Annotated in this window: 22 protein-coding genes and 1 other RNA gene; 11 read left to right on the top strand and 12 right to left on the bottom strand. The window is 44.1% G+C overall.

Annotated elements, in window-relative coordinates; all coding sequences use genetic code 11:
- Positions 1-11: 11 nt before the first annotated feature.
- The 4 genes from guaA to R7Q47_RS16550 all read left to right on the top strand — a co-directional run bounded on the left by guaA (position 12) and on the right by R7Q47_RS16550 (position 5,921).
- Positions 12-1,565, top strand: coding sequence for a glutamine-hydrolyzing GMP synthase (gene guaA, locus R7Q47_RS16565; RefSeq protein WP_005381685.1), 1,554 nt, complete (start codon positions 12-14; stop codon positions 1,563-1,565).
- A gap of 164 nt (positions 1,566-1,729) precedes the next feature.
- Positions 1,730-3,253: a Na+/H+ antiporter NhaC family protein gene (locus tag R7Q47_RS16560; protein WP_054730033.1), complete on the top strand. Its 1,524-nt coding sequence runs from the start codon at positions 1,730-1,732 to the stop codon at positions 3,251-3,253.
- A 212-nt stretch (positions 3,254-3,465) separates the two neighbouring features.
- On the top strand, positions 3,466-5,148 hold the full coding sequence (locus R7Q47_RS16555) for a chitinase (RefSeq protein WP_137281743.1): 1,683 nt from the start codon (positions 3,466-3,468) through the stop codon (positions 5,146-5,148).
- Positions 5,149-5,330: 182 nt separating this feature from the next.
- Positions 5,331-5,921: an acetate uptake transporter gene (locus tag R7Q47_RS16550; protein WP_005381682.1), complete on the top strand. Its 591-nt coding sequence runs from the start codon at positions 5,331-5,333 to the stop codon at positions 5,919-5,921.
- A gap of 100 nt (positions 5,922-6,021) precedes the next feature.
- On the opposite strand, the gene R7Q47_RS16545 is transcribed toward R7Q47_RS16550, so the two are convergent.
- Complete coding sequence (locus R7Q47_RS16545; protein WP_318089265.1) at positions 6,022-7,569, bottom strand: alanine/glycine:cation symporter family protein; 1,548 nt, start codon at positions 7,567-7,569, stop codon at positions 6,022-6,024.
- Positions 7,570-7,876: 307 nt separating this feature from the next.
- Complete coding sequence (locus tag R7Q47_RS16540; RefSeq protein WP_225455720.1) at positions 7,877-9,133, bottom strand: D-amino acid dehydrogenase; 1,257 nt, start codon at positions 9,131-9,133, stop codon at positions 7,877-7,879.
- Positions 9,134-9,239: 106 nt separating this feature from the next.
- On the opposite strand from R7Q47_RS16540, the gene R7Q47_RS16535 reads away from it, so the two are divergent.
- The 4 genes from R7Q47_RS16535 to R7Q47_RS16520 all read left to right on the top strand — a co-directional run bounded on the left by R7Q47_RS16535 (position 9,240) and on the right by R7Q47_RS16520 (position 13,909).
- Positions 9,240-10,151 carry a LysR substrate-binding domain-containing protein gene (locus R7Q47_RS16535; RefSeq protein ID WP_053302974.1) on the top strand — a complete coding sequence of 304 codons (912 nt, stop codon included), beginning with the start codon at positions 9,240-9,242 and terminating at the stop codon, positions 10,149-10,151.
- Positions 10,152-10,270: 119 nt separating this feature from the next.
- On the top strand, positions 10,271-11,539 hold the full coding sequence (locus R7Q47_RS16530) for an O-acetylhomoserine aminocarboxypropyltransferase/cysteine synthase family protein (protein ID WP_054579031.1): 1,269 nt from the start codon (positions 10,271-10,273) through the stop codon (positions 11,537-11,539).
- Between the two features lie 208 nt (positions 11,540-11,747).
- The gene (locus tag R7Q47_RS16525; protein ID WP_086046552.1) at positions 11,748-13,079 is read left to right on the top strand and encodes an aspartate aminotransferase family protein; all 1,332 of its coding nucleotides are present in this window, start codon (positions 11,748-11,750) and stop codon (positions 13,077-13,079) included.
- On the top strand, positions 13,070-13,909 hold the full coding sequence (locus R7Q47_RS16520) for a 3-keto-5-aminohexanoate cleavage protein (protein WP_213901719.1): 840 nt from the start codon (positions 13,070-13,072) through the stop codon (positions 13,907-13,909). The genes R7Q47_RS16525 and R7Q47_RS16520 overlap by 10 nt, the downstream gene beginning before the upstream one ends.
- Positions 13,910-13,983: 74 nt before the next feature.
- On the opposite strand, the gene R7Q47_RS16515 is transcribed toward R7Q47_RS16520, so the two are convergent.
- From R7Q47_RS16515 to R7Q47_RS16500, 4 genes are all read right to left on the bottom strand, one after another.
- Positions 13,984-15,351 (bottom strand): Na+/H+ antiporter NhaC family protein, encoded by a 1,368-nt coding sequence (locus tag R7Q47_RS16515; protein ID WP_017635705.1) that lies wholly within the window; start codon positions 15,349-15,351, stop codon positions 13,984-13,986.
- Between the two features lie 180 nt (positions 15,352-15,531).
- Entirely contained in the window at positions 15,532-16,119 is a 588-nt protein-coding gene (locus tag R7Q47_RS16510) for a DedA family protein (RefSeq protein WP_005383738.1), read from the bottom strand.
- A gap of 204 nt (positions 16,120-16,323) precedes the next feature.
- Entirely contained in the window at positions 16,324-17,859 is a 1,536-nt protein-coding gene (locus R7Q47_RS16505) for a bifunctional GNAT family N-acetyltransferase/carbon-nitrogen hydrolase family protein (RefSeq protein ID WP_047102129.1), read from the bottom strand.
- Positions 17,860-17,979: 120 nt separating this feature from the next.
- Entirely contained in the window at positions 17,980-18,861 is an 882-nt protein-coding gene (locus R7Q47_RS16500; protein WP_047102126.1) for a LysR family transcriptional regulator, read from the bottom strand.
- Between the two features lie 398 nt (positions 18,862-19,259).
- On the opposite strand from R7Q47_RS16500, the gene R7Q47_RS16495 reads away from it, so the two are divergent.
- The gene (locus R7Q47_RS16495) at positions 19,260-19,823 is read left to right on the top strand and encodes a porin family protein (protein ID WP_005381668.1); all 564 of its coding nucleotides are present in this window, start codon (positions 19,260-19,262) and stop codon (positions 19,821-19,823) included.
- Positions 19,824-20,515: 692 nt separating this feature from the next.
- Here R7Q47_RS16495 and R7Q47_RS16490 read toward each other — a convergent pair.
- The 3 genes from R7Q47_RS16490 to smpB all read right to left on the bottom strand — a co-directional run bounded on the left by R7Q47_RS16490 (position 20,516) and on the right by smpB (position 22,448).
- On the bottom strand, positions 20,516-21,001 hold the full coding sequence (locus R7Q47_RS16490; protein ID WP_206958391.1) for a DUF6795 domain-containing protein: 486 nt from the start codon (positions 20,999-21,001) through the stop codon (positions 20,516-20,518).
- Positions 21,002-21,528: 527 nt separating this feature from the next.
- Positions 21,529-21,896: a transfer-messenger RNA gene (gene ssrA / locus R7Q47_RS16485) on the bottom strand.
- Between the two features lie 66 nt (positions 21,897-21,962).
- Complete coding sequence (smpB, locus tag R7Q47_RS16480; RefSeq protein ID WP_005381642.1) at positions 21,963-22,448, bottom strand: SsrA-binding protein SmpB; 486 nt, start codon at positions 22,446-22,448, stop codon at positions 21,963-21,965.
- Between the two features lie 119 nt (positions 22,449-22,567).
- On the opposite strand from smpB, the gene R7Q47_RS16475 reads away from it, so the two are divergent.
- Together R7Q47_RS16475 and R7Q47_RS16470 are read left to right on the top strand one after the other, a co-directional pair.
- Complete coding sequence (locus R7Q47_RS16475) at positions 22,568-23,011, top strand: SRPBCC family protein (protein ID WP_005381641.1); 444 nt, start codon at positions 22,568-22,570, stop codon at positions 23,009-23,011.
- On the top strand, positions 23,001-23,360 hold the full coding sequence (locus tag R7Q47_RS16470) for an RnfH family protein (protein ID WP_025768875.1): 360 nt from the start codon (positions 23,001-23,003) through the stop codon (positions 23,358-23,360). The genes R7Q47_RS16475 and R7Q47_RS16470 overlap by 11 nt, the downstream gene beginning before the upstream one ends.
- Positions 23,361-23,461: 101 nt before the next feature.
- On the opposite strand, the gene bamE is transcribed toward R7Q47_RS16470, so the two are convergent.
- The 3 genes from bamE to recN all read right to left on the bottom strand — a co-directional run bounded on the left by bamE (position 23,462) and on the right by recN (position 26,232).
- A complete protein-coding gene (gene bamE / locus R7Q47_RS16465) occupies positions 23,462-23,821 on the bottom strand; it encodes an outer membrane protein assembly factor BamE (RefSeq protein WP_017820585.1) in 360 nt (119 codons plus the stop codon).
- Between the two features lie 242 nt (positions 23,822-24,063).
- Entirely contained in the window at positions 24,064-24,546 is a 483-nt protein-coding gene (locus R7Q47_RS16460; RefSeq protein WP_213901720.1) for a GNAT family N-acetyltransferase, read from the bottom strand.
- A 21-nt stretch (positions 24,547-24,567) separates the two neighbouring features.
- Positions 24,568-26,232: a DNA repair protein RecN gene (recN, locus tag R7Q47_RS16455; protein ID WP_005383750.1), complete on the bottom strand. Its 1,665-nt coding sequence runs from the start codon at positions 26,230-26,232 to the stop codon at positions 24,568-24,570.
- Between the last annotated feature and the right edge of the window lie 126 nt (positions 26,233-26,358).

Genomic DNA, 26,358 nt, shown 5'->3' with positions numbered 1-26,358 from the left:
GACTGCTCAAAATGACTAAAAATATCCATGACCAACGTATTCTGATCTTGGACTTCGGTTCTCAGTACACTCAATTAGTAGCACGCCGCGTACGTGAAATCGGCGTTTACTGTGAACTATGGAGCTGGGATGTAGAAGAAGCGGATATTCGCGAATTCAACCCAGATGGCATTATCCTATCTGGCGGTCCAGAAAGCGTAACGGAAGAGAACTCTCCACGCGCGCCTCAATATGTGTTTGATTCTGGTGTTCCTTTGCTTGGCGTATGTTACGGCATGCAAACCATGGCGGAACAGTTAGGAGGCAAAGTAGCGGGCTCTAACGAACGTGAGTTTGGCTACGCTCAGGTTAAAGTTTCTGGTGAATGTGCTCTATTTAAAGACCTTGAAGCAACTCAAGACGTTTGGATGAGCCATGGCGACAAAGTAGTAGAGATCCCAGCCGATTTCGTAAAAGTTGGTGAGACAGACACTTGTCCTTACGCTGCGATGGCGAACGAAGAGAAGAAATACTACGGTGTTCAGTTCCACCCAGAAGTGACACACACAAAAGGTGGCCTACAAATGCTTGAGAACTTTGTTCTTGGCGTATGTGGCTGTGAGCGTCTATGGACTTCGGAATCTATCATCGAAGACGCGGTTGCTCGCATTAAAGAGCAAGTGGGTGACGACGAAGTTATCCTAGGTCTATCTGGTGGTGTTGATTCATCGGTAGTTGCGATGCTGGTTCATCGAGCAATCGGCGACAAGCTAACGTGTGTATTTGTTGATAACGGTCTACTTCGTCTAAACGAAGGTCAACAAGTAATGGATATGTTCGGCGACCAATTTGGTTTGAACATCATCAAAGTTGACGCTGAAGAACGCTTCCTAAAAGCACTTGAAGGCAAGTCTGACCCAGAAGAGAAGCGTAAGACTATCGGTCACGTATTCGTAGATGTATTCGATGAAGAGTCTAAGAAGCTGAAAAACGCGAAATGGCTAGCTCAAGGTACGATTTACCCTGATGTAATCGAGTCAGCTGCATCTAAGACTGGTAAAGCGCACGTGATCAAATCGCACCACAACGTGGGCGGTCTTCCAGATGACATGGAAATGGGTCTTGTTGAGCCACTACGTGAGCTGTTCAAAGATGAAGTACGTAAGATTGGTCTAGAGCTAGGCCTGCCTTATAACATGCTTTACCGCCACCCATTCCCAGGTCCAGGTCTAGGTGTTCGTGTTCTTGGTGAAATCAAGAAAGAATACTGTGACTTGCTACGTCGTGCTGATGCTATCTTTATTGAAGAGCTTCACGCAGCTGATCTATACAACAAAGTATCTCAAGCGTTCACGGTATTCCTACCAGTACGTTCTGTTGGTGTAATGGGCGATGGCCGTAAGTACGATTGGGTTGTGTCTCTACGTGCGGTAGAAACTATCGACTTCATGACTGCTCATTGGGCACACCTACCATATGACTTCCTAGGTAAGGTTTCTAACCGTATTATCAACGAAGTTGATGGCATTTCTCGTGTTGTTTACGACATTTCAGGTAAGCCACCAGCGACTATCGAGTGGGAATAATTTTCCTCTAGACAGTTGAGTTTATAAGAACCAGCCTTCGGGCTGGTTTTTTGTACTTCAAGTTTGTGAAGAGGTGGTTCAACTTTTTTGTGAGAGATATATACATGCGGTTAAATTAAATATATATTCATTTTAGTTGTTTAATTATCATAAATGGTATTGCTATGGAACAGGCTGACGTTACCTCTCTCATTCCCATCCTTATTACTCTTTTCCTCGCGCTGACCACAAGAAATGTCGTTGTTGGTTTATTCGCGGGTGTGGTGAGTGGTGTCGCTATGCTCGAAGGGACATTTGTCGAAAAAGGGCCACTAGACTCGTTTAGTGCATTGATGAAAAGCTATCTACTGCCGCAATTAACTGACAGCTACAATGCGGGCGTCATTTTGCTCTTGGTCTTTATTGGTGGCTTTGTTGCCTTGATGGAGAAATCTGGCGGTGGTGTGGCGTTTGCTAAAAAGGTTACTCAATGGGTTGCGAGTAAATGCCAAGCTCAACTGTCCGCATGGTTCGGTGGTGTGGTTATTTTCTTCTCAGACCTTGGTACACCACTGATTGTTGGCCCTGTTTTTCGCCCTTTATTTGATAAGTTAAAAGTATCACGCCAAAAATTAGCTTTTATTATCGACTCTACTTCCTCTCCCGTCGCAATCTTGATCCCTTTTATCGGATGGGGCGTTTACATCATGGGATTGATTCAAAAAGAGTTTACTGCCCTGAATGTCAGTATGAGTGATTGGGATGCTTTCATTGGTGCGATCCCGTATCAGTTTTACGCCTTTCTTGCGATCGCGATTGTGCCGATTGTCTCTTTCTTCAAATTAGATTTCGGACCGATGGCGAAGGCTGAACAACTAGCAGAGCAGGGCTCCGACTTTGGGAAAGTGCAGGAGTCCATGAATGTGTTTACGCATAAAAATGCAAAATCTAGTTTTGTATGGGCACCTTTGCTCGTTATGCTGGTGGTTCTATGTACCATCCTCGTGCCACACGGTTTTCCATTTCAAAAAGTAGCAGGCTCAACGTTCAGGGCTGCACTTTCTTCGGCATATTTCTTCGCAGCCTTTACTTTGATTGCGCTGATGGCGTTTTATGGCGTAAGAAAACTCTCTGATGGCATTCAGGTTTACCTAAAAGGGATGTCGAACATGATGTCTGTAGCCGTGATTTTGGTATTGGCTTGGGCACTTAGCTCGGTTGGGAAAGAATTAGGTGCAGCTGCATACATTGCTGAACAAGCTCAAGCCGGTTTCCCGTACTGGCTATTGCCAGCAGTCGCCTTTTTGCTTGCTGGTGTTATCTCATTCGCTACGGGATCATCTTGGGGGACGTTCGCCATCATGATGCCATTAGTGATCCCAACTGCCGTTGCGATTGATGCACCACTGTTGGTTTGTATTGGTGCGGTATTATCTGGTGGCTTGTTTGGCGATCACTGTTCTCCCATCTCTGAAACTACGATTTTGTCGTCGACAGGAGCGGGGTGTGAACAGTATGAGCACTTCCGTACACAATTACCTTACGCATTACTCAATGGAATGATCGCATTGGGGTGTTTTCTTTTAGCTGGAATCAACGCCTCACCAGTGATTGTGCTTGCCGCAATTATTTCTCAGTGTGTGGTTTATTTTGTGCTGTCTAAACAAAAGTCAACCGCGAAGCTAGAGGTGGTTTCGGCAGAACAATAAAGAGAGAAACATCACAAAGCGGAGGCTCACAGGGTCTCCGCTTTTCTTTTGAGTCAAGGTAACATTTTTCTTGTGACAAAATGTGTGTGAGGACCTATTTATTCATTTTGTCTCGCAGAATCAACGTACTTGGCTCGGTGTTTCGTATATATGATCCACTATATGTCTAGTTATTCCTCGTATATTGTATTGTTGAAATCCGGAGACTAGACATGTTTGCACTCAAACATCTTCCTCTTGCATTGAGTTGTGTCTTAGCGGCACAAGTGAATGCGAGTATGAATATTCAGCCCGATCCGCAAAATCCGAATGGTTATGTTATTGCTCGTGGTGACGTTCAAGCCGTAGAGCAAAGCAAAACTTCTGATCCTATGTATGCCATTTGGTCACAAGCATTAGAGACACGCCCGAACTCAGTGGTTGAAGCGATTGTTCCAGGGGCGACAACCAACCCAGAAAACGTGAAGCGTGTAGAGCGTGTATTCCCCGAAAGTGAGTGGGACTTCCTGACTCAAATGGCGGCACCTGAATACACTTACACGCGTTTCCTACGTGCAATTGGCAAGTTCCCAGCATTCTGTGGTGAGTACACAGACGGTCGTGATTCGGATGCGATTTGTAAAAAATCGATCGTGACAGCGTTTGCTCACTTTGCACAGGAAACCGGTGGCCATATTTCGATCGATAACGTATCGGATAATCCGCTAGGGTTGGAAGAGTGGCAGCAAGCTTTGGTTCATGTGCGAGAAATGGGATGGTCTGAAGGGCAAGAAGGTTACACAACAGGTTGTGGTCAAAATGACTGGCAAAACAAACGCTGGCCATGTGAACCAGGACAAGGTTATTTTGGACGTGGTGCTAAACAGCTTTCTTACCATTTTAACTATGGCGCGTTCTCTGAAGTGATGTTTGATGGTGATGCATCTGTATTGCTAAAAAATCCAGGCTTGGTTGCGGATTCATGGCTGAACTTGGCATCGGCTATCTGGTTCTTCCTAACCCCACAAGCACCGAAACCTGCAATGCTACATGTGATTGACCGTACTTGGGTGCCTTCACAGCGTGAGCTTGATGCTGGCATTGGTTACGGCTTTGGTACCACCATCAACGTGATCAATGGTGGTATTGAGTGTGGGGAGCAAAACAAAGATAAAGGTCAACCTGTTAACCGTATTCGCTATTGGGAAGGACTTGCCGCTCATTATCAAATTCCAATTGAAGCCGATGAGACCAATACCTGTTGGCAGCAGACGCCTTACGGCAGCTTAAATCTAAATGGTGCGACAGACGTGCTTTACACCAACTGGGATGGTAACTGGAAATACTACTCAGATCGTCCTGGAGGTCACTCATTTGAATGTGAGCTTGTTGGTTTCCAAACGGCTTACTCTGCGCTAGTTGCGGGTGATTATGAGAAATGTGTAACTAACTTCTACCAATCTCATGCGGGTTGGCCAGAAGTTCGTGTAGTTGACAAGTTAGACCCAGTGGATCCGGTCGATCCGCCTGTAGGTGGTGTGGCAGCTTGGGATTCTGGCAAAGTATATAACACGGGTGATCAAGTTTCTTACCAAGGTGCTGTTTACGAAGCGAAATGGTGGTCACAAGGTAATGAGCCAACGAAAGGAGACCCTTGGAAGCTGGTTTCAGGCACTCCTACGGAGCCGCCTACAACGGAACCTGAACCACCGGTGATTGAGCCAGAGCCGCCAGTAACCGAGCCAGAACCACCAGTGACAGGCAATTTTATTCAGTGGGAGCCGGGTGTAACGCAAGTCGCTAACGGCGATAAAGTGACGTACCAAAACAAATGTTTTGTCGCAAAAAATGGCCCTGGAGTATGGGAAAGCCCAACGCAAAGCAACTGGTTCTGGGACGAGATTTCTTGTCAGTGATCGAGTAAAAAACAACCTAACCATCTATAAAGACTCTGCTTTTTTGCAGGGTCTTTTTTTATATATGTAGTGGTTTATTTATGGAATCTAAGTTTTCAATAACAGCTTTTCTCTTTTGTTCTGCAGCCCATTAAAATTCGCGCGCATTTTTTATCAACATTTTTGAAAAAAGGTATTTGTACATGTCGACAAAACTGGCTAACCCAGCACCGCTAGGTCTAATGGGTTTCGGTATGACCACTATTCTGCTCAATATTCATAATGCAGGATTTTTCCCAATTGACTCTATGATTCTAGCGATGGGCATCTTTTACGGTGGCCTTAGCCAAGTAATCGTTGGCATCATGTGCTTTAAACGCGGTGATACATTCGGCACAACTGCGTTTACTTCTTACGGTCTATTTTGGCTAACATTGGTTGGTCTAATCGTAATGCCTCACATGGGTCTTCCTGCAAGCCCTGCAAGCTTTATGGGTTGGTACCTAGCGCTTTGGGGCATCTTCACTGGTTTCATGTTCATTGGTTCTCTATGTTACCCAACAGCGAAGCAAGTGGTATTTGGTTCTCTAACTATCCTGTTCTTCTTGCTTGCTGCTCGTGATTTCACTGGTAGCGAAGTGATCGGTGCTATCGCTGGCTTCGAGGGTATCTTCTGTGGCGCAAGTGCAATTTACTTCGCAATGGCGCAAGTACTGAACAACGAATTTGGTCGTGAAGTGTTACCTGTCGGTAAAGCAAAAATCGCTCGTAAAGTTGAAGCGGTTATCGCCTAAGCTGTTACTCATAATGAAGAAAGGGGGATTAACCATTGGTTAATCCCCCTTTTTTATGTCCTCAATCGGACCACTGCTTTTTCTTATTTATGTGATAACGCTATGTTGATGGTTGCTCAACAGTTTCTGCGCTATTGCTGTCTGCCGTTGGAGCTTTACCCGTTTTACGTCGGTACTTATCTTCCCAGTAATCTGCGCCTTTAATGCCCAGTGCAACAGGGTTAAATGTAAAATCGGTCACACCACGTTTTTGTTGCTCTTCGTAGTCGTTCAGTGCTTTGAGTGCAGGCTTCGACATAGAGAAAATGATCAAAATACCGATGATGTTTAGCCACGCCATCAGTCCTACGCCTACATCACCCATCGCCCATGCTAAGTTGGCGGTTTTCACGGTTCCGTAGAACACGGATGAAATAATGATGACTTTCAGAATAAACATCAGTCCATTTACTTTGAACGTACGACGAATGTAAGCAATGTTCGTTTCTGCAATGTAGTAGTAAGCCAGAATGGTCGTAAACGCGAAGAAGAATAGAGCGATTGCGATGAATGGCTTACCCACGCCAGGTAGTGCGCTTTCGATCGCCATCTGTGTAAACACAGGGCCATTTGCACCAATATCCGCTGGTAGGTTTTGAACCAGGAATGTACCTTCAATCGCACCATTTACGTTGTACGCGCCAGTGATAAGAATCATGAACGCGGTTGCTGAACACACAAGTAGTGTATCGATGTAAATAGAGAAAGATTGAACAAGACCTTGCTGAGCAGGGTGATCAACACTCGCTGCTGCTGCTGCGTGAGGACCAGTACCCTGACCTGCTTCGTTGGAGTAGACACCACGTTTTACACCCCAGCCGATTGCTGCACCAACGCCTGCCATTGGTGTGAACGCGTCACCAATGATCATGCCGAAAATGCGTGGAACCTCACCAATGTTTAGAAGGATGATGACAAACGCAGTAATGATGTAAGCTAACGCCATAAATGGCACAACGACTTGGGTAAAGTTCGCGATACGCTTTACGCCACCAAAAATGATGAAAGCCAAAATGACACAAACAACCGTACCAGTGAAAATTTTAGCAAAACTGAAGGTACCAATAGCGGTTTCAATCATGTCACCTGAGCCAAATGCGGCTTCTACTGCGTTACCGATACTGTTCGATTGAACGCCAGGAAGTAGAACACCACAAGCAAAGATGGTCGCGATAGCAAAGATCCAAGCGTACCATTTTTGTCCCATTGCTTTCTCAATATAGTAAGCAGGGCCACCACGGAACTCGCCTTCGTCTTCTTCTTTATAAATTTGTGCAAGTGTTGATTCTGCGTATGCGGTTGCAGCGCCAAAGAAGGCTACGACCCACATCCAGAATACGGCGCCTGGGCCACCGAAACCGATAGCAGCAGCAACACCAGCAATGTTACCTGTACCTACACGGCCAGACAGTGAAACGGCAAGTGCCTGAAATGATGATATCCCTTTTGTTGAACTCTTCCCTGAAAGTAATAAGCGCCACATCTCAAAGAAGTGACGAATTTGTACAAAACGCGTCATGATTGAATAGAACAAACCTGCGCCAAGGCACAAATAGATCAGTACCGGGCTCCAAATAATTCCATTCAGAAAATCAACTAATGACTGCATGAGTATTTTCCCTGTTAGTTGTGTTTGTGGTTGTTTTTCACACAATACATTACCCTTTATGTAATGCAATTGTTAACTTTTTTAGCTACAAATCCTTTGTAGCGTGATGATGAACACAGAATGGAGAGCAGTTGTTAAAATTTGGTTCTTATTGCTTATTTGCTCCTTTTAGGTAGAAGATTTGTCTGATGATTAATTATGCAGCACATTGTCATTTAAATGTGCTGCGATTTTGATGAGTTAAAAATACCAGTGGTTATGCATTTTGTGGAGTAAGTGTCTGCCTGTTTTTTGTTCAGTTATGTCCTCAGGAGTAACGACAAAGGTTAAGCTCCGCATTATCCATCACTTTTGCTTTTTCACCTTTCATTACGCTTGCTAGCAATTGACCTGAACCACAAGCCATCGTCCAGCCCAGAGTTCCGTGTCCGGTGTTAGTAAAAAGGTTATCGTATTTAGTCGCGCCGATAATTGGTGTGCCATCAGGCGTCATTGGCCTAAAGCCGCTCCAAAACTCAGCTTGGCTGAAGTCACCACAACGAGGAAAAAGATCACGGATGACCATTTCGATGGTGTTTTTGCGCTTTTGTGGAAGGGAAGTATCAAACCCTGCTAATTCTGCGGTGCCAGCTACGCGAATTCTGTCATCAAATCGAGTCATAGCGACTTTATAGGTTTCATCCATCACAGTAGATCGAGGAGAGAAGTGTTCATCTTCCATCGGGATGGTGAGTGAATAGCCTTTGACAGGGTAGACCGGAATATCAATATCGAGTTGCTTGAGTAGCGCTGTAGAGTAGCTGCCAGAGGCCACCACATATTGGTCTGCTTTAAATTGTCCTCGGTTCGTTTGGACACCTATGATCTTTTTGCCTACTGTAACCCAATTGCTTACTTCAGTATCGAACTCAAATCGGACACCGTGTGCCTTAGCAAGCTCCGTTAGTTGTTGGCAAAATTGATGGCAATCGCCCGTTTCGTCATCAGGTAGATGCAAGCCACCAACCAGTTTGTCTTTCACAAGTGCAAGCCCTGGCTCTTGTTCAATACATTGTTCGACGTCCATTAGCTTAAATCGGGTTCCGCTTTGTTCAAGGAGCTGCATGTCCTTTTCAATGGCTTGCAGCTGTTGATGTGTTCGGAATACTTGCAAGGTCCCAAACTGACGTCCTTGATACTCAATGGCGTGTTCTTGGCGTAACTGTTCTAAGCAAATACGGCTGTGGTTGGCGATCGAAAGCATGCGAGCCTTGTTAACTTGATAGCGAGGTAGGGTGCAGTTCGCGACCATTTTACTTGCCCAGCGGATCATGTCGGCATTCAGAGTGGGTTTGATTTTAAGTGGAGCATGCTCCTCCATTAACCACTTAATGGCTTTAACAGGAACACCAGGCGCAGCCCAAGGCGAAGAATAGCCATATGAGATCTGCCCGGCATTGGCGAAGCTCGTTTCCATGGCACTGCTTGCTTGGCGGTCAATGACGGTAACTTGATAGCCTGCTTGAGATAAATACCAAGCAGAGGTTAAGCCGATAACGCCGCTGCCTAATACGATGACTTCCATTGATGCACTCCACACATTTATCAGAGTGCTCAGTTTCTTTTCTTTACCTTTTGTTAACAATCGATATAAATTACACACAGCGTTTAGAAAAACTATAGGCTCAAGGATGAAAAGTAATCTGATAAGTGGTTTGTGTTTATTTAGCCAAGTCGCGGAGTACAACAGCTTTACTGGTGCTGCAAGACATTTACACCTCACCACTGGTGCCATAAGCCAACAAATTATTCATTTGGAAGCGTTATTAGGTTTTACTTTATTTGAACGCCATTCTCGCGGTATTCGTTTAACCGTAAAAGGCACTCAGTTACACCAAGCGACGCAGTTTCACTTTTCGGAACTGAGCAAATTGCTTGATGAGCTCAAAGTAGAAAAGCAAACCAATGAAATTCGTTTGAAGTTGACGCCTTCTTTTGCTTTCAAATGGTTAGTCCCAAAGCTCGAAAGCTTCCATCATGATAATCCGGATATCCAAGTACAAATCTTTGCGGAAGGTGCGCTGGTAAATAGTGAGATAAAAGACTATGACGTCGCAATTGACTATGGTCTTCATCCTTATAGAAATGCTAACGCGGAGCTGATTTTGGATGAGCATCTGCTACCGGTGATGAGTCCAAAATACCTTGAGGATCATGGCTGGCTAAAAACGTTGTTTGGTGAGCAAAAAAACTCAATGCCAGTGAAGCAATGGCAAGAGGCGACGCTACTACACGATGCGATGCCATGGGAAAAAGCGACGCGTGACTATGAGTGGCTATATTGGGCGTCAGCGATGGGGTTGGATTTTAAAACCGATATCGGACACTTTTTTAATCGAACGGATATGGCAATGTCTGCAGCCGAAGCAGGCGTTGGGATTGCGATGGCACGAATGGCACTGATTGAGGATGAATTGACGACAGAGCGTTTGGTTTCTCCATTCAAACCGATTCCTGCTAATGCAGGGTATTACTTGATCATGAACACACGTACGAATGCGACAGAAACGTTTCGTCACTGGTTACTTGGACAGTTGAAATAGCGTTTTATCTCTGTGATTCATCCCTACGTTATTTGTTGAAAAGTTGGGCAATATAAGTTTTATAAGCAAGGTAAGTGCTTTGCTTGCCGCTATTTGAGTGATGAAAGACAGGGAAGAACATGAAAGACGAAACGCTATCCATCCATTTTGGTTACGAAACTGACCCTACCACTAAATCTGTCGCGACGCCGATTTATCAAACAGTCGCGTACGAGTTTGATAACGCGCAGCACGGCGCTGATCTGTTTAACTTGGAAGTGCCGGGTAATATCTACACTCGCATCATGAATCCGACTAATGACGTGCTGGAAAAACGCATGGCAGCGTTAGAAGGCGGCATTGCTGGATTGGTCGTGAGTGCGGGGAGTGCAGCGATTAACTATGCGATTCTGACGTTAGCGCAAGCGGGCGATAACATCGTTTCTACGCCGCAACTTTATGGCGGTACTTATACCTTGTTTGCGCACATGCTCCCAAATCAAGGTATTCAGGTGAAGTTTGCTAAAGATGACAAGCCAGAAAGTTTGGCCGAATTAATTGATGAAAATACCAAAGCGGTGTACTGCGAGAGCATTGGGAACCCTGCGGGCAATATCATCGATTTAGAACGTGTGGCGGAGCTTGCTCATGCACAAGGCGTACCTGTGATTGTGGATAACACCGTCGCGACGCCAGTGCTGTGCAAACCCATCGAGTTCGGTGCGGATATCGTAGTTCACTCTCTCACTAAATACGTTGGTGGGCATGGCACCACATTAGGTGGCGTGATTGTGGATTCCGGTAAATTCCCTTGGGCACAGCACAAAGACCGCTTTCCTGTTTTCAACCAACCAGAACCTTCTTACCACGGCGTGGTGTATACCGAAGCGTTTGGTGAGGCGGCATTTATCGGGCGTGCGCGTACCGTACCACTGCGTAATACCGGAGCCGCATTATCACCGATGAATGCATTTATGCTTATGCAAGGGTTAGAAACGTTACCGCTGCGTATGGAGCGCCATACCGAGAACACACTCAAAGTGGCTGAATTCTTGGAACAGAATGACAAAGTCTGTTGGGTAAGTTATGCCGGATTGCCAAGTTCTGAACACTTCCATCTCGCCGAAAAATACATGAAAGGTAAGCCTTCTGCAATTTTGTCGTTTGGTTTAAAAGATGGTTATGACGCTGGTGTGCGTTTTTATGATGCTTTGAAAATCTTTAAGCGTTTGGTGAACATTGGCGATGCAAAATCATTGGCTTGCCATCCTGCATCGACGACTCATCGTCAATTGAGCGAAGCAGAACAAAAACAAGCTGGTGTGTCTCCAGAGATGATTCGTTTATCGGTGGGTATTGAACATATTGACGATATTCTAGCCGATTTAGAACAGGCACTAAACTCGTAAAACGATTCTGTTTTTAGCTTTGGGTTACCCATAGGCCAGCCTTTAAAAAAGCTGGCCTATTTTTATTTTATTGTTTAAATATCAAGGGTTTTGGTGTTTTTGGTTTGTGGCATTCCAAAAGCTCATAGAGGGTGAGATTTATTCTCTTGTCACGTTTGGGTTTGTTCCTGATGATGTGTGCAAGTATTACACATTGGAAGGGACTCAAATGTCTTACGTATTTCACCGTCATTGCCATGCCACGCTACCAATCATCGATAGAGGTGAAGGTGTTTATCTATTCGATAAGCATGGAAAGCAGTATCTCGATGCTTGTGGTGGTGCTGCGGTATCAAACCTTGGCCACAGTCATCACGCCGTTAAAAAAGCCATGTTGGAACAGATCGAGCGAGTGCCATTTGCTCATACTGGATTTTTTACTAGTGACAACAGTGAGCGCCTAGCAGAATTGATTTGTCAGCACATGCCTGAACAGTTCAACCATGTGTATTTAGTCAGTGGAGGATCAGAAGCGGTGGAGTCGGCACTAAAAATGGCGCGGCAGTATTTCGTGGAATCAGGTAAGCCAGAGAAAAAGCAATTCATCGCGCGTCAGCAAAGTTATCACGGCAATACGTTGGGGGCTTTGGCTGTCGGAGGTAATGAATGGCGACGTGAACCGTTCAAACCCATCTTACACCCGAGCCATCATATCGCCCCTTGCTATGCTTATCGTTATCAGCAGAGTCATGAGTCGGAATTGGATTACTCATTGCGAGCGGCGAATGAGCTAGAGGCAAAAATTCTTGAGTTGGGGGCTGATAATGTCATGGCTTTTGTCGCTGAGCCCATTGTGGGAGCCACCGCTGGAGCTGTGCCTGCCACACAAGGTTACTTCAAGCGTATTCGCGAAATATGCGACCAATACGATGTGTTATTGATCTTGGATGAAGTCATGTGTGGCGTTGGACGCAGTGGCAGTTTTTTTGCGTTTGAGCAAGAAGAGGCAGAACCCGATCTGGTGTGTATGGCTAAAGGGCTTGGTGCGGGTTATCAACCTATTGGCGCGGTGGTTGCGAATGATCGAGTCTATCAAGCTATTGCTGATGGAAGCGGTTTTTTCCAACATGGTCATACTTTTATGGCGCACCCTGTGGCGTGCGCTGCTGCCGTGGCGACCATTCAAACCATCTTCCAAGATAATTTGTTAACGGCGGTGAATCGGCAAAGTGCTTTGCTGCGTAATGAGCTTACTTCTGCATTGGCCCATTTACCGTACATTGGCGACATTCGTGGTAAAGGTTTGTTTGTTGGCATTGAGCTGGTGGCGGATCAAGAAAGCAAGGCGCCTCTGAGTAAAGCCACATTGGCAGACAAACGCATCAAACAGCGAGCAATGGAAAATGGCTTAATGTGCTATCCAATGGGCGGAACGATTGATGGCGTTAATGGGCATCATATCTTGCTTGCACCGCCATTCATTATTCAGCCTCACCATATTGATGAGCTAGTTGGCAAACTCTCATTAACGCTAAAAGAGGTAGCGAAGGAATGGAATTAGAAAATCGATCTATACGAGAGCCTATCGCTATTATCGTGGCCCCAAACGGTGCAAGAAAAACTAAGTACGATCACGCCAGCTTACCCATGACAACAGACGAACTGGTTGCAGAGGCTATCGCTTGTCAAACGGCAGGGGCTGCCATGATCCATTTGCATGCTAGAGACGCCAACGGACGTCATTCATTAGACATCGACGACAACATGGCAATTTACCATGCCGTGAAAGAAGCGGTGGGACAAAACATGATGGTACAGCTCACCACAGAGGCGGTGGGCTTGTATTCTCCGCCACAACAGATGGCGTTAGTTACAGCTGTGAAACCAGAAGCGGCTTCTTTTGCATTGAGGGAGTTAATCCCTGATCGCGCAAGTGAGAAAGAAGGGCATGCCTTTTTCCATTGGGTGGCAGAACACAACATCGTGAGCCAAATTATTCTCTACGATGCAACCGACATTGAACGTTATTTCCAACTGCGTGATGCGGGCGTGTTACCTAAAACGCATCAGCATGCATTAGTGGTGTTAGGGCGTTATCACCAAGCTCAACAGTCTTCGCCATGGGATTTACGAGGTTTGAATTTGGCGCATTTTGTCGAGGAAGAAATTCGATGTGCCATTTGTGCTTTTGGCGCGCGAGAGCAAGACTGTTTAGCGAGTGCGATGTTACTTGGATTCGATGTGAGAGTGGGGTTTGAGAATAACCACGTCGATGTGGCAGGCGAATTAGCAATCAGTAACGAGGCTCAGGTGGAATCTCTACGCGATGTGGCGCATCGCTTTGCGATTCCTTTACACAGTGCGCAAAGTTTGCGTTCAGCTTTGAAGTAAATCTGCTCGCGGAAAAGAAAAAAAGAAGAAAGGAAAGTAAAAAGGCTCCATCGGAGCCTTTTCGGTATTTGTCGTTAGTTCTCAGTTTGCGCTACAGGTTGACGAGCGGGATGTTTGATAAACACCGCGACAACAGCCGCTATCGCTAATGCAAAACAGTAGTAAGAATTGGCAACTACTTCAAGTGGCGAGAGGTTGAACACGGAACCTAGCAGCAGTACTTGAGCACCGTAAGGCAACACGCCTTGCACCACGCATGAGAAAATGTCTAACAAGCTTGCTGAGCGGCGAGGAGAGACATTATTCTCTTCCGCCAGTTGGCGAGCAACGCTGCCCGATACAATGATGGCTACGGTGTTGTTTGCCGTACAGCCATTGACCATTGATACCAAACCTGCAATACCTAGCTCGCTTGCACGACTGTTCGCATGCTTAGAGTGACTAGAGCCAAACGCGTGGATAAGGCTACTAACGAAATTTGTTAGAAAAGCAAGACCACCTTGGCGACGCATCAGTTCACTCAAACCACCAATCAACATGGATAACAAGAAGATCTCTTGCATGTTACCAAAGCCTTTGTAAACGTCTTGGGCTAGATTAGTTAGTCCGTAATTGTCAATCGATGCCAAGCTCACGCCGCCAGCCAAAAGAATGCCAATCGACAGAACCACAAACACATTCACACCAGATACCGCTAGGATCAAAATAGTGATGTACGGCAAGACTTTTAGCCACTCAATATCGCCAGTTTCAGGCACTTGAGTCGCGGTACTGTTGAAAGCGAACACTGCAATCGCGATCAACGCCGCAGGTAAAGCAATACGAATGTTCTCTTTAAACTTGTCTTTCATCTCACAACCTTGAGAGCGTGTCGCCGCGATGGTGGTGTCAGAGATGATAGAAAGGTTATCACCAAACATAGCGCCGCTCAGCACAACGCCTGCGGTTAACGGTAAGCTCATTCCTGCTGATTCAGCAATCCCCAACGCTACGGGGGCAACGGCTGCGATGGTACCCATCGAAGTCCCCATTGCTGTTGCGATAAAAGCAGAAATCAGAAAAATGCCCGGTAAAATCATGCTGGTTGGAATAGCGGATAAGCCAAGGTTCACTGTTGCATCAACACCACCAGAGGCTTTTGCTACCGCAGCAAAGGCACCTGCAAGCAGATAGATCATACACATTGCGATGATGTCTGGGTGGCCAACACCACGCATGAAGTGTTCGATTGAGCGGTTAAGTTTCTCTTTACTTAAAAGAAACGCAATGATGATGGCTGGTAATACCGCGATGGGTGCAGGCAGCTGGTAGAAGGCAAATTCCACGCCTTGCAAAGATAAGTAAGTGCCTACGCCAATAAATAGCGCAAGGAATACAATTAATGGGATCAGTGCGACCGCAGACGGTGCAACTGTTTTAGTAGTTTGTTGGGAACCGGACATGTAAACGACAATGTTAATGATAAGAGAGAAGAGCAGACTAATATCACATTTCTACATTGTCAACGTCTAGACGTCTAAATGGCTGTTTAAATTTTACACGTAAAGAAAAAGGTAAAAGCTCGTGTTGCGTATCTCACTGATACCACGAGCTTTAGTTATGCGCTAATGAAGAGACTGTTGTTATTGCATTGATTTGGCTTTTTTGCGTTTAACAATACCTAAAACCATCCACGTAAATAAGACAGCAGCAAATGCCCATACCAGATATTTGTATTCGGTGTACAGGTTGCTCAACACGCTTAAATGCTCAAATGCAAAGTGAGTTAACAAGCTGAATACCAATACCCAAACCGTCGCCGCGAGGGCGTTACCGAGCAAAAACTCTCTACGTGGCATTTTCGCGATACCGCATGCAAGAGGCATAAATTGCTTCATTCCTTCAATAAAGCGGCTGACGACCAAGCACGTAGGGCCGTATTTCTGGATAGTTAATTGAAGCGTTTGCATCTTCGGGCCGGAAATGTAGCCTTTTTTATCTAACCACCCCTCAAAGTAATAACCGATTAAGTAGCCACAGGTATTACCAAAAAAGCAACTCAGCCACGATACCATCATTACCATACTTAGGTTCATGACTTGTTCTGACGAGAGCAAAGATGCCGCGATCATCAGTGATTGACCAGGCATCGGGATACCTATCCCTTCTAGAAATATACTGACAATCAGCGCAACGTAGCCATATTGCTCAAGCAAAGGCTTCATTGACATGAGAAGTTCGTTAATATGTTCCAAAAGCTTTCCCCTAATAAAAGCGGAACGAAGTTGGAGTGATACTCCGAATGTCCTATTGGGTCAATTCTTGTTTCTCACCGTTGAGAAAAACTGACATGCCTCTGATAATTGCGCTGAATCAACCTGCAGCTTGCTTTACTCGCCGCCACGCTCTTTGGTAGCGGCGAATTAGGGAGATCCTTATGACTCTTTGGCTTTGGTGAATGCACCATACAAATCAAGGCGGCGATGACGTAAGTTGGTGACAGAGCCTTCGGTATTAAGCTGTTTCAACTTAGTCAAATCAACATCAGCGAAGATTATCATTTCGGTGTTGGCGCTTGCTTCTGTCAAGGTCGCATCGTGTGGGAAATAGATATCCGACGGTGAGAATACGGCAGATTGTGCGTACTGGATATCGACATTATCAACACGAGGTAAGTTGCCGACACTGCCCCCAATTGCAACGTAGCATTCGTTTTCGATGGCTCGTGATTGGGAACAGATTCGTACTCGTTGGTAGCCATTTTTTGTGTCCGTCCAGAAAGGAACGAATACAATTTGTGCGCCTTGTTCTGCTAACATTCTTCCCAATTCAGGGAATTCGCTGTCATAACAAATCAGTATGCCGACTTTGCCCGCATCGGTTTCGAACACTTGAACATTGTCACCACCGTCGATCACCCAGTCTTTTTGCTCATGGGGCGTGATGTGGATCTTATATTGAGCGTTTATTTCACCATCTCGTTGCAGCAAGTAGGCCACATTATACAGTTTGCCATCTTCGATAACGGGCATACTGCCTGCAATAATGTTGATGTTGTAGGTGACAGCCATCTGCGAGAAGCGGTTTTTGATCTCTTCTGTAAAGCTAGCCAAAAAGCGAATTGCTTCGACGGAATTTTGGTCGTTTTGCAATCCCATCAGCGGCGCGTTAAAGAATTCAGGGAATAGGGCGAAATCGGCTTTGTAGTTCGCAAGAGAAGAAATGAAGAACTCAGCCTGATCGAGCAAGTCCTCTAAGTCATTCATAGCACGCATTTGCCACTGCACAACACCAATACGAATCAGCGTTTTTTCTACATCATGGACGGATTGAATATCCTCTTCGTAGAAAAAGTTATCCCACTCCAGTAGAGTTGCGTAGCCTTTAGAAGCACTATCCTCTGGCAAGTAACCACGCATAATACGCTTTACATCGAAGTCATTTGCAAGCTGAAAAGACAAAATAGGATCGTGAAGCTCACGGCGTTTTATCTTGTCGATGTATTCAGCCACGCTCAATTCGTCAGCATATTTGTGGTAATTCGGGATGCGGCCACCGGCTAAAATTGCTTTGAAGTTCTTACTCCGGCAAAGCTCTTTACGCGCATCATACAAACGTCGACCTAAACGTAGCCCTCGATAGTCCGGGTGGACAAATACATCGAGACCATACATTGCATCACCGGTTACTTGATTCTGTATGACGTTGTTTTCGGTAATGATGTCGGTATATAGATGAGGAAGAGAAAAGCGGTTGTAGTCCACTTTAATGGTTAATGCTGCACCGACTATTTTGCCGTTATCTTCAATACAGATTTGGCCATCAGGAAACTGATGAATGAGATCCATAATAGTCAGCCGTGGCCATGAGCCGCCAACATCAGGAAACACTAAGTCCATTAGTTCTGCAAGCTCAGGGTAATCCGTTGGCTCAATGGTACGTAATGAGAGTTTGGGCGAATTGCTGTCCATATCTTTCAATCCATTTATCCTTTTGAAACAGTGTTAATGAGAATGCCACAATTTGGAGCAGACAGATACTGAAGTCTTTGAGTTGTTTTGGTTTACCAAAAGCATTTCAAGAAAACAATATTAGCTTAGTTTGCTCTTCAACCATTCGTAAAACGCCGCCACTTTCTTAGCCGATAGGCGATAATTCGGGATCATCACGTAATAACCATAACCACTCTGTAAAGTTAGGTTGAGAATATGTTGGATATCCCCTCTCAAAATAGAATTCTGCGCCATAAAATCAGGAAGTAAGGCGAGTCCTTTTCCCATTTTGACGGCTTCGTAAGCTAGGTAAAAATGTTCAAAGCCTACAGAGTGATAGGTAACGGTTGATTCTACTGCATGTGCCGCCTTAAATTGCTCCCACAACTGAGGACGAGTGATTTGAGGTATCAGCGGATAGTCGCTAACAGCGTGCACATTCTTGAGTGCAGGAGCGTTAGTACAACCGACCAATAGTAGTATTTCTTCGCATAGTAAGTGGCTGTATTCATAATGCGTGGATAATGGAAGGCAGCGAATATGTAAGTCACTTTCGTTGCTCGAATCTTTGACGTTCCCATCCCCAGTACAGACTCTTACTCGGATGTTAGGATGTTGCTGGTGGAAGTCATCAATATTAGGTATCAACCAAAGACTGGCAAAAGAAGGGGTTACGTCCACGGTGAGTAATTCTTGCTTTGAATCTGACTGGATTAAGTTGGCAGTTGCATGCTGAATAAGCTCCAAAGCTTCTGTGACTTGCGGCAGATAACGCTTGCCTTCTTCGGTTAACTCAATACCACTCGCCCCTCTTTGTATTAAAGGTAAACCCACCAATTGCTCCAGCGATGCGATTTGTTTGCTTACTGCGCTTTGCGTAATACATAGGGCATCCGCTGCTTTAGAGAAACTGAGGTAATTAGAGACCGCGACAAACGTCCTTAATGCTCGAATAGAAGGGTATTCACTGCCTTTTAACATACTTCAGTTCCATTAAACTCTGCTTAGGCAAAGAGTAGAGTATTCACGGCTTGAAGCAAAGTAAGATGCAACGTATGTGTGATTAGCTTCCTTTCTTATAAAAACTAGCTAAGCGTTTTTTGACTGATTAATCTACAAGAGTATTTTAGATGTTTATTTAATTTCTTTGAAAAATCTACAAATTAACAAGAATCTTTTTCACATCAGCGATTAACCTCAATTTAGTATTGTTTATATAAAGTAAACAGACAGCTCTTTTTTTCTGTTTTTGTTCGGCGTTCTTTAGAGGATTGTCAGTGTTCTATAAAATTAAATATATTTTTCATTAATTTAAAGTTGGCATTGCATTTGCTCTTTACTATTCGAACCTTCAATAGAACTTATATTAGGAGAACGAAATGAAAAGCAATGTTGTTACTTTGATTAGCCTTTTTTCTTTAGCAACGTTTAGTACTTTATCACATGCTGCGGACTCCAACGATCATGGTGTATATGTTGGCGCCAACTACGGTTACTTAAAAGTTGATGGACAAGATGACTTTGATGATGACAGCGATGTTATTCAAGGTTTAGTTGGTTACCGTTTTAATCCTTACTTAGCGTTGGAAGGTGGTTACATTGATTTCGGTAGCTATGGTAATAACCTAGCAAATGCCGAAACGGACGGCTATACAGCGGCTCTAAAAGTTACCGCTCCCATTGCTGATCGTGTCGACCTTTACGCAAAAGGCGGTCAAATGTGGTACTCGACGGATTACAACGTTGCGGGCTTCCAAGGCAACAAAGATGATGAAGGTGTATTCGCTGGTGCCGGTGTCGGTTTTAAAGTTACTGATAACTTCTTAGTTAACGCAGAATATATGTGGTACGACGTAGAACTCAATGCGGAGAATGTCGCGAACGGTGCAAACACGGAAACAGACTTTAACCAAGCATCACTAGGTGTAGAGTATCGCTTCTAATATTGTTAACAACTCTAAGCCCTAATAAAAAGCGAAGCCTAAATAGCTTCGCTTTCTCTGAACTCAATCTAGTTGAGGATAATAGAGCGGTTTTTAGAATAATTGTTCGTGCCTTTTACTGTCACTCTACTATATTTAGAGCATTTCTAACATGACTATCTAACCTTCTTACTAGTCTCGAAAAACAAAGTTTTATCACTCTATAAGTAATACTCGATAGGTCGATCGCTGCGCTACCTGACATTACATTCATGTGACCTAAAATACCGCGAACGTGTTCTGTATACTCGTTTTTTAGTTTTGAGATGTACGCCATAGCTTTAGCTAGTTGATCCCAAGCAGTAAGGCCTACAGTTGCTATTTGTTGTATTATATGACCCAGACCTGAAATTCTTAGTAAGGTCAAAATTGAAGAGACTATTTTACTTACCCAACCATCAGTCATCCGAGCATTATATCTATTGTTGAAGTCAAGAAATACGTTGCGTTCTAGGTAAGCTTGAGATTTGGGTTGTAGTGCCGACCACTCATTACTTGTAGCGGTATTGACATAACCCGGAACAGATTTTTTCCCAGTCCATGAGCGTGGAAGTCGATACCAGAACCTCCTTCTAACCGATACTCAATATCCCCCGTAAATAAATGGACATAGAGGAGATATAGGAACTGGAGTTGTATCATGAGTGCATTGTTTAATTTCCATATAAGTCAGAGTCTATATAACCAAATAAATTACATTGGCTGTTTACGTAGTAGTCATCGTTTTCTTCATCATCAATTGAAAAAGCAAAGTACTTAAGAGGGTTCTCAGTGTCACAAGCAAGGTTAGCCATGTTATTTTTTACGTAATCCTCTATTTTATAACCATCAAAGCTTCCTTCCCAAATAATAGTACTTTCATCATTACTGAGTTCTGCGACTAAAACAATAGTTACATAGTGCTCAATAAGAGGAGTGCTTATGATGTTTTTATTTTCATAGACTGGAGAAAATTCAAAGCGACCAGTACTGTCTGTGAATGTTGATAAGTCTATTGTTTTCCCTGACATGCTTAAACCAATACTAAGGCTAACCTTCAGGCTACTAAGTGGTTTTCCTTTCTTTGTTAACACACCATTGATTTGCGGTGTGTATTGATTAACGTGTTCGTCATTCAATTTACTTTCTTCAAAATTCATTACAATGCTCACTAATATGACTGTAATAATTCCAGTAACTTAATTTTTCACAACAATATTTTCATTTTGAAATTTAAAAATCTATATATGTTGTGTTTCTATTCAATATCTAAGGTTAACTTTGTGATTAGAGTTACGTTATTTTTTGTAACTACTGTTTGTAGTCATTACATCTATAGAGTTGTAATGAAACAAGCGAGTAGGGACTAACAATGAATACATCAATCAATTCATCGAGGGAGATGAGTATAGACTTTAGACTTAGATCTAGTTATCTCTTAGAAAGGATAGGTAAGCAGAAGACTTTTAAGTTGCAGGGCTTTTAGTACCATGCTTTCTGCCTTTTTGATTAGTACTTATGAACTTCTTGTTTACTGATTAATACTCAACGAGTTTGTAAACCTACATGGGCCAAAGGTATGCGGTAATCCATGTAGTAAGATTTCAGAAAGCATGAATGTTTGAAAAAAGAGACTATTTTAGTTGATACAAAAAAGGCCACCCGAAGGTGGCCTTTTCCAAACGTTTGGTGGAGCTGGCGGGAGTTGAACCCGCGTCCGAAAACCGTTCATCATTGGTACTACATGCTTAGTCGATCTTTAATTTCGCCACCCACCTGCGAACCGACACGCTAATGAATGACTAGCCTGAATTAAAATTCGCCGTTCATCTCTCAGGCGGGAGAATCCGGGCTAGCGCGTTTGGGTTTGATCCCTCGTTGATCCCCGTCTTACGTGCGGAAGCTAGGGCGAGAGAGCTCTTAGCAGGTTATTAAGCTGCTAGTGCGTAGTTTTCGTCGTTTGCGACTATTTTTTTGCGGTTTGTTAACGAGGCCTACCGCACCTCGGCATGCACCTCAGACTTCTGAATTCCCGTCGAATCCTAAATCAGCCCCAGGTAATATTCGCATAGTAACAGAAAAGCATTGGCTGTCCAGTACTATGCGTTTAAGTGGTCAAGATTAACGCAGCGCGCTCTTCATTACGCGTGCTTTTTCTCTTGCCCAGTCTTTTTCTTTTAGATCCGTACGTTTATCGTGCAGCTTTTTACCTTTTGCTACGCCAATTTTTAGTTTCACCCAAGAGCGAGACCAGTACAGTGAGAGGGCCGTTAATGTCATACCTTCACGGTTTACACGTCCGAATAGATTATCCAGCTCACGACGACTCATTAGTAGTTTACGCACACGTGTAGGATTCGCCACAACGTGTGTCGATGCCTGATTTAAAGGAGTGATTGTCATGCCACTCACAAAGGCTTCACCGTCACGCATAAATACGTAACTTTCAGAAATATTGGCTTTACCTTGGCGAAGGGCTTTCACTTCCCAACCTTGGAGCTCCAAGCCAGCTTCGATTTCATCATCGATGAAATACTCGTGGCGAGCTTTTTTATTCAGCGCGATAGTATTGCTACCCGCTTTTTGTTTCGTTTTTTTCTTTGCCATAATAGCGTCATTATACGGGTTGGATATCGGATAGGAAATCCTTTTATTTGCGCAATCGTGGAATAAAAGTAAAATTGGCGAGTAGCTTTAAATCTGTACATGTATCGATAGGAGTATGTATGAAGCAAGTCAGCCGTTCTGCGCTTGTGTCTTTTAGCGCCGAACAGATGTTCAATCTGGTTAATGATGTTGCTAAATACCCTGAATTTCTGCCTGGTTGCTCGGGCTCTAGAATCATTGAGTCTTCGGGGAATGGTATGGTGGCTTCTGTCGATGTGGCGAAGGCTGGAATCAGCAAAACGTTTACGACTTCAAATGAGTTGATCCCCGGTCAGGCAATTATGATGAACTTGGTGGATGGCCCGTTTAAGACGTTGCGTGGTGGTTGGATTTTTACCGCGCTAGATGAACAAGCTTGCAAGGTTGAACTAAAGCTTGAGTTTGAATTCTCAAGTAAAATGATTGAGATGGCCTTCGGTAAGATTTTTAACGAGCTTACTAGTAATATGGTAAATGCATTTACTAAACGCGCAAAACAGGTCTACGAGTGTTATGAGTATTGAGTCAGATATGATTCACGTTGAGGTTGTCTATGCTCTTCCTCATGAACAGCGTGTATTTAACTTAGTGGTAAATAATCACGCAACGGTAGAAGAGATCATTCGACAATCCGGTGTATTGGAGTTGTACCCTGAAATTGATTTGTCCAAGAACAAAGTGGGTGTGTTTAGTCGTAACGTGAAGTTGGATGCGACCGTTCGAGATCGAGATCGAATAGAGATTTATCGTCCGTTACTTGCCGATCCGAAAGAGATTCGCCGTAAGCGGGCGGAGCAGGCTAAAACCGAGGGGAGTGCAGACCCAGTCACCGGTGGCAAGCCTAGTTCTGTACGTAAAAATAAGCAGGATTAATATTAACCCAATAGCTCATGTGAGTTACTCAAAGTTTGACTAACATGATTTCTATATAATAAAAAACCTCCCAAACGGGAGGTTTTTTTGCAAAAGTCAGTTTACTGAATTTGCTCGTAAAATGCGTCACTTTTTGGAAAGTCACCACTGATGTCTGCGAGCGTGCCTTGGTCATTAAAGTTTACAATCAGATCTTTCTGTACTGGTTCGCCATGGCCAGGAGTATGATGATAGATGTAATACCAAGTGTTTGGATAGCCGTTTTCAATAAGCATTGGCGACCCTAATACGAAGCGAACCTGTGCTTTAGTCATCCCAAACTTTAATTTATCAACCGCACTTTGTTCTACATAGTTGCCTTGGTTGATATCAATACGATAAACCAGTCTTTCCAATACCGAACATCCTGTCAGCAATGTCATTGCTAATGGTACGGCAACTAACCACTTCTTTAATTGCATAATAATTTCTTAGTAACCTTTAAAATACTGCGCTGATAATAAACAAGCTCGACGCAGATGTAAAAAGCTATGCGTCGTATGGTAGACAATCTGACAACGAATTTTGAGTTGAGTTGCATTTATTCACCGATATTAGGCGGTAAATGTCACCACATGACGTATTAGTTAGGTGACGAAGAGCAAATTTCAATCGGAAGTAGGGTGATGGACGCTTTCAGCGGTGAGCAAAGCCTAGTGACTCGTTAGTCGGTTTTGGCGAATTCGCGTAATGCATCACCTGAAAAACGATAATACTCTTTTTCATGAATTAGTGTTGCACCAATTGAGCGGTAAAACTGACCTGCGGTAGGGTTACTACTTTCAGCTGTCCAGTCCAACCTTTGGCATCCACACTTGATCGCCAAAGATGCCAGATACTTCATTAACTTGAGACCAACCCCTTTTCCTCGAACCTTCGAAGATACGAACAGATCTTTTAAGTACATCTGCCCTGAGAGTTTTGGGGCAGGGAACATGACGGTATAAGATGCAAAGCCTACGACGTCATCATTATCGTAAACCGCAATGATATTAACATCAGAATGTTCAGAGAAGACTTGGCTCTTTAGATAATGGACCAGATCGTGTTTTGATGAAGCTTTTTCTTTGAAGTAGTAATGTTCTAACTCAATAAAAATAGGGATGAGATCTAAGCAGTTGGTTTTGTGTATTGCTCTGATATCCATATCTCATCCCTTGTCGATTTATTAAGCGGCGATAAGCAGTTCTTTTGCGTTTGCCAACGTTGAGTCGGTTATTTGACTACCACCAAGTAAGCGAGCTAATTCTGCCACACGTTGTTGTTCATCTAATGCGTGCATTTGGGTTTCGGTTTGGCCTGCTTTGGTTTGCTTAGCAACAAACATTTGTTGATGGCCGCATCCGGCAACTTGAGGGAGGTGAGTGACACACAATACTTGAGTAGATTCGCCAAGCTTGCGTAGCATTTTGCCCACTACGGCAGCTGTTGGGCCACTAATACCTACGTCCACTTCATCGAAGATTAAACTTGGTGTATCTACTTTCTGAGCGGTGATCACTTGGATAGCTAGAGAGATACGTGATAGCTCACCGCCTGACGCAACTTTTGCTATAGGTTGCAATGGTTGTCCCGGGTTGGTCGATACTAAGAAGCACACGCTGTCCATGCCAAGCGGCGATGGGTGCGTGTTGTCATTGCTAACTTCGATACTGAATACTGCTTTCTCCATGCTCAATTCGTGCATGCTTTGTGTGATCAGTTTGTTCAGTTCTTTTGCGTAACGGCTGCGTGATTTGTGCAGTTTTTCTGCTTGTGTTAGAAAGCTTTGGTACTTGTGTTCTACTTCTTGAGCAAGTTCATCTAAACGTTCATCGGAGCAATCTAACGCTTCTACTTGGGCCAGAAGATCTTGATGATGCTGGTAGAGTTCTTCTGGCATTACGTGGTGTTTACGAGCTACAGACATCACTTTAGAAAAACGTTCTTCTACATAAGCCATACGAGCTGGATCAACATCGATGCCATCTAAGTAGCTGCGTAATTCATTCTTCGTTTCTTCAAGTTGAATCATCGCTTCTGACAGCATGTTAGGTAGCTCAGATAGCTTTTCATCTAATTCGGCTAATTGAATTAGGGAGTGATTGGCCGATTGCAAAATACCAAGCGCATTGACTTCTTCACCTTCGTAAATAAGTTCGATGGCTTGCTGACAGGTAGTGGCGAGTTCACCACTGTTGGATAGTCGTTTATGCTCTTGCTCGAGCTCTGCAAATTCTTCTTCACCTAGCGATAACTCATTCAGTTCTTTGATTTGGTATTCAAGCAACTGTTTTTGCGCCTGGTTTTGCTGGCTATTTTCTTTTAGCTGCTTGAGGTTATTATCCGCCTGACGCCAATGCTGGTAAGCACTTCGTGTGCTTTTTAGTAGGTTTAAATGCCCAGCATATTGGTCGAGCATGGCCATTTGGTGCTCACTTTTCATCAATTGATGATGAGCGTGCTGCCCATGGATATTGATAAGTAGCTGCCCTAGAGATTTGAGTTGTGATAGTGGAACAGGGCTGCCATTAATGAAGGCTCTTGAGCGGCCTTCTTTTGTGATAATACGACGCAAAATACACTCACTGCCATCTAGCAGATCGTTATCTTCTAACCAACGTGTTGCATGTAAGTTGTTGTCCAATAAAAAAGCGGCGCTAACTTCGGTTTTCTCTTCACCTTGTCGCACCATGCCGGCATCGGCTCGTCCGCCTAAGCAGAGCCCTAAAGCATCGATAGCAATGGATTTACCCGCGCCTGTTTCACCTGTAATGGTGGTCATGCCCTTAGAAAGCTCGAGTTGTAAAGACTTAACAATCGCAAAATTATTAACACTTAGATGAGCCAGCATTTTATTTACCTGTATAACTGAACAATACTGTATAAGAGAACAGTATATACTGTTTCTTTATACAGTAAAGTCAGGTAAGGAAAATTTTCTTTGTAGGCTGTTTTTTTGTGATGAAGTGGGAAAAAT

It is taken from the genome of Vibrio sp. Vb0349 (genome assembly GCF_033338975.1).
Note: the sequence above shows the minus strand (reverse complement) of the source record. Positions and strands in the feature narration are given on the sequence as shown.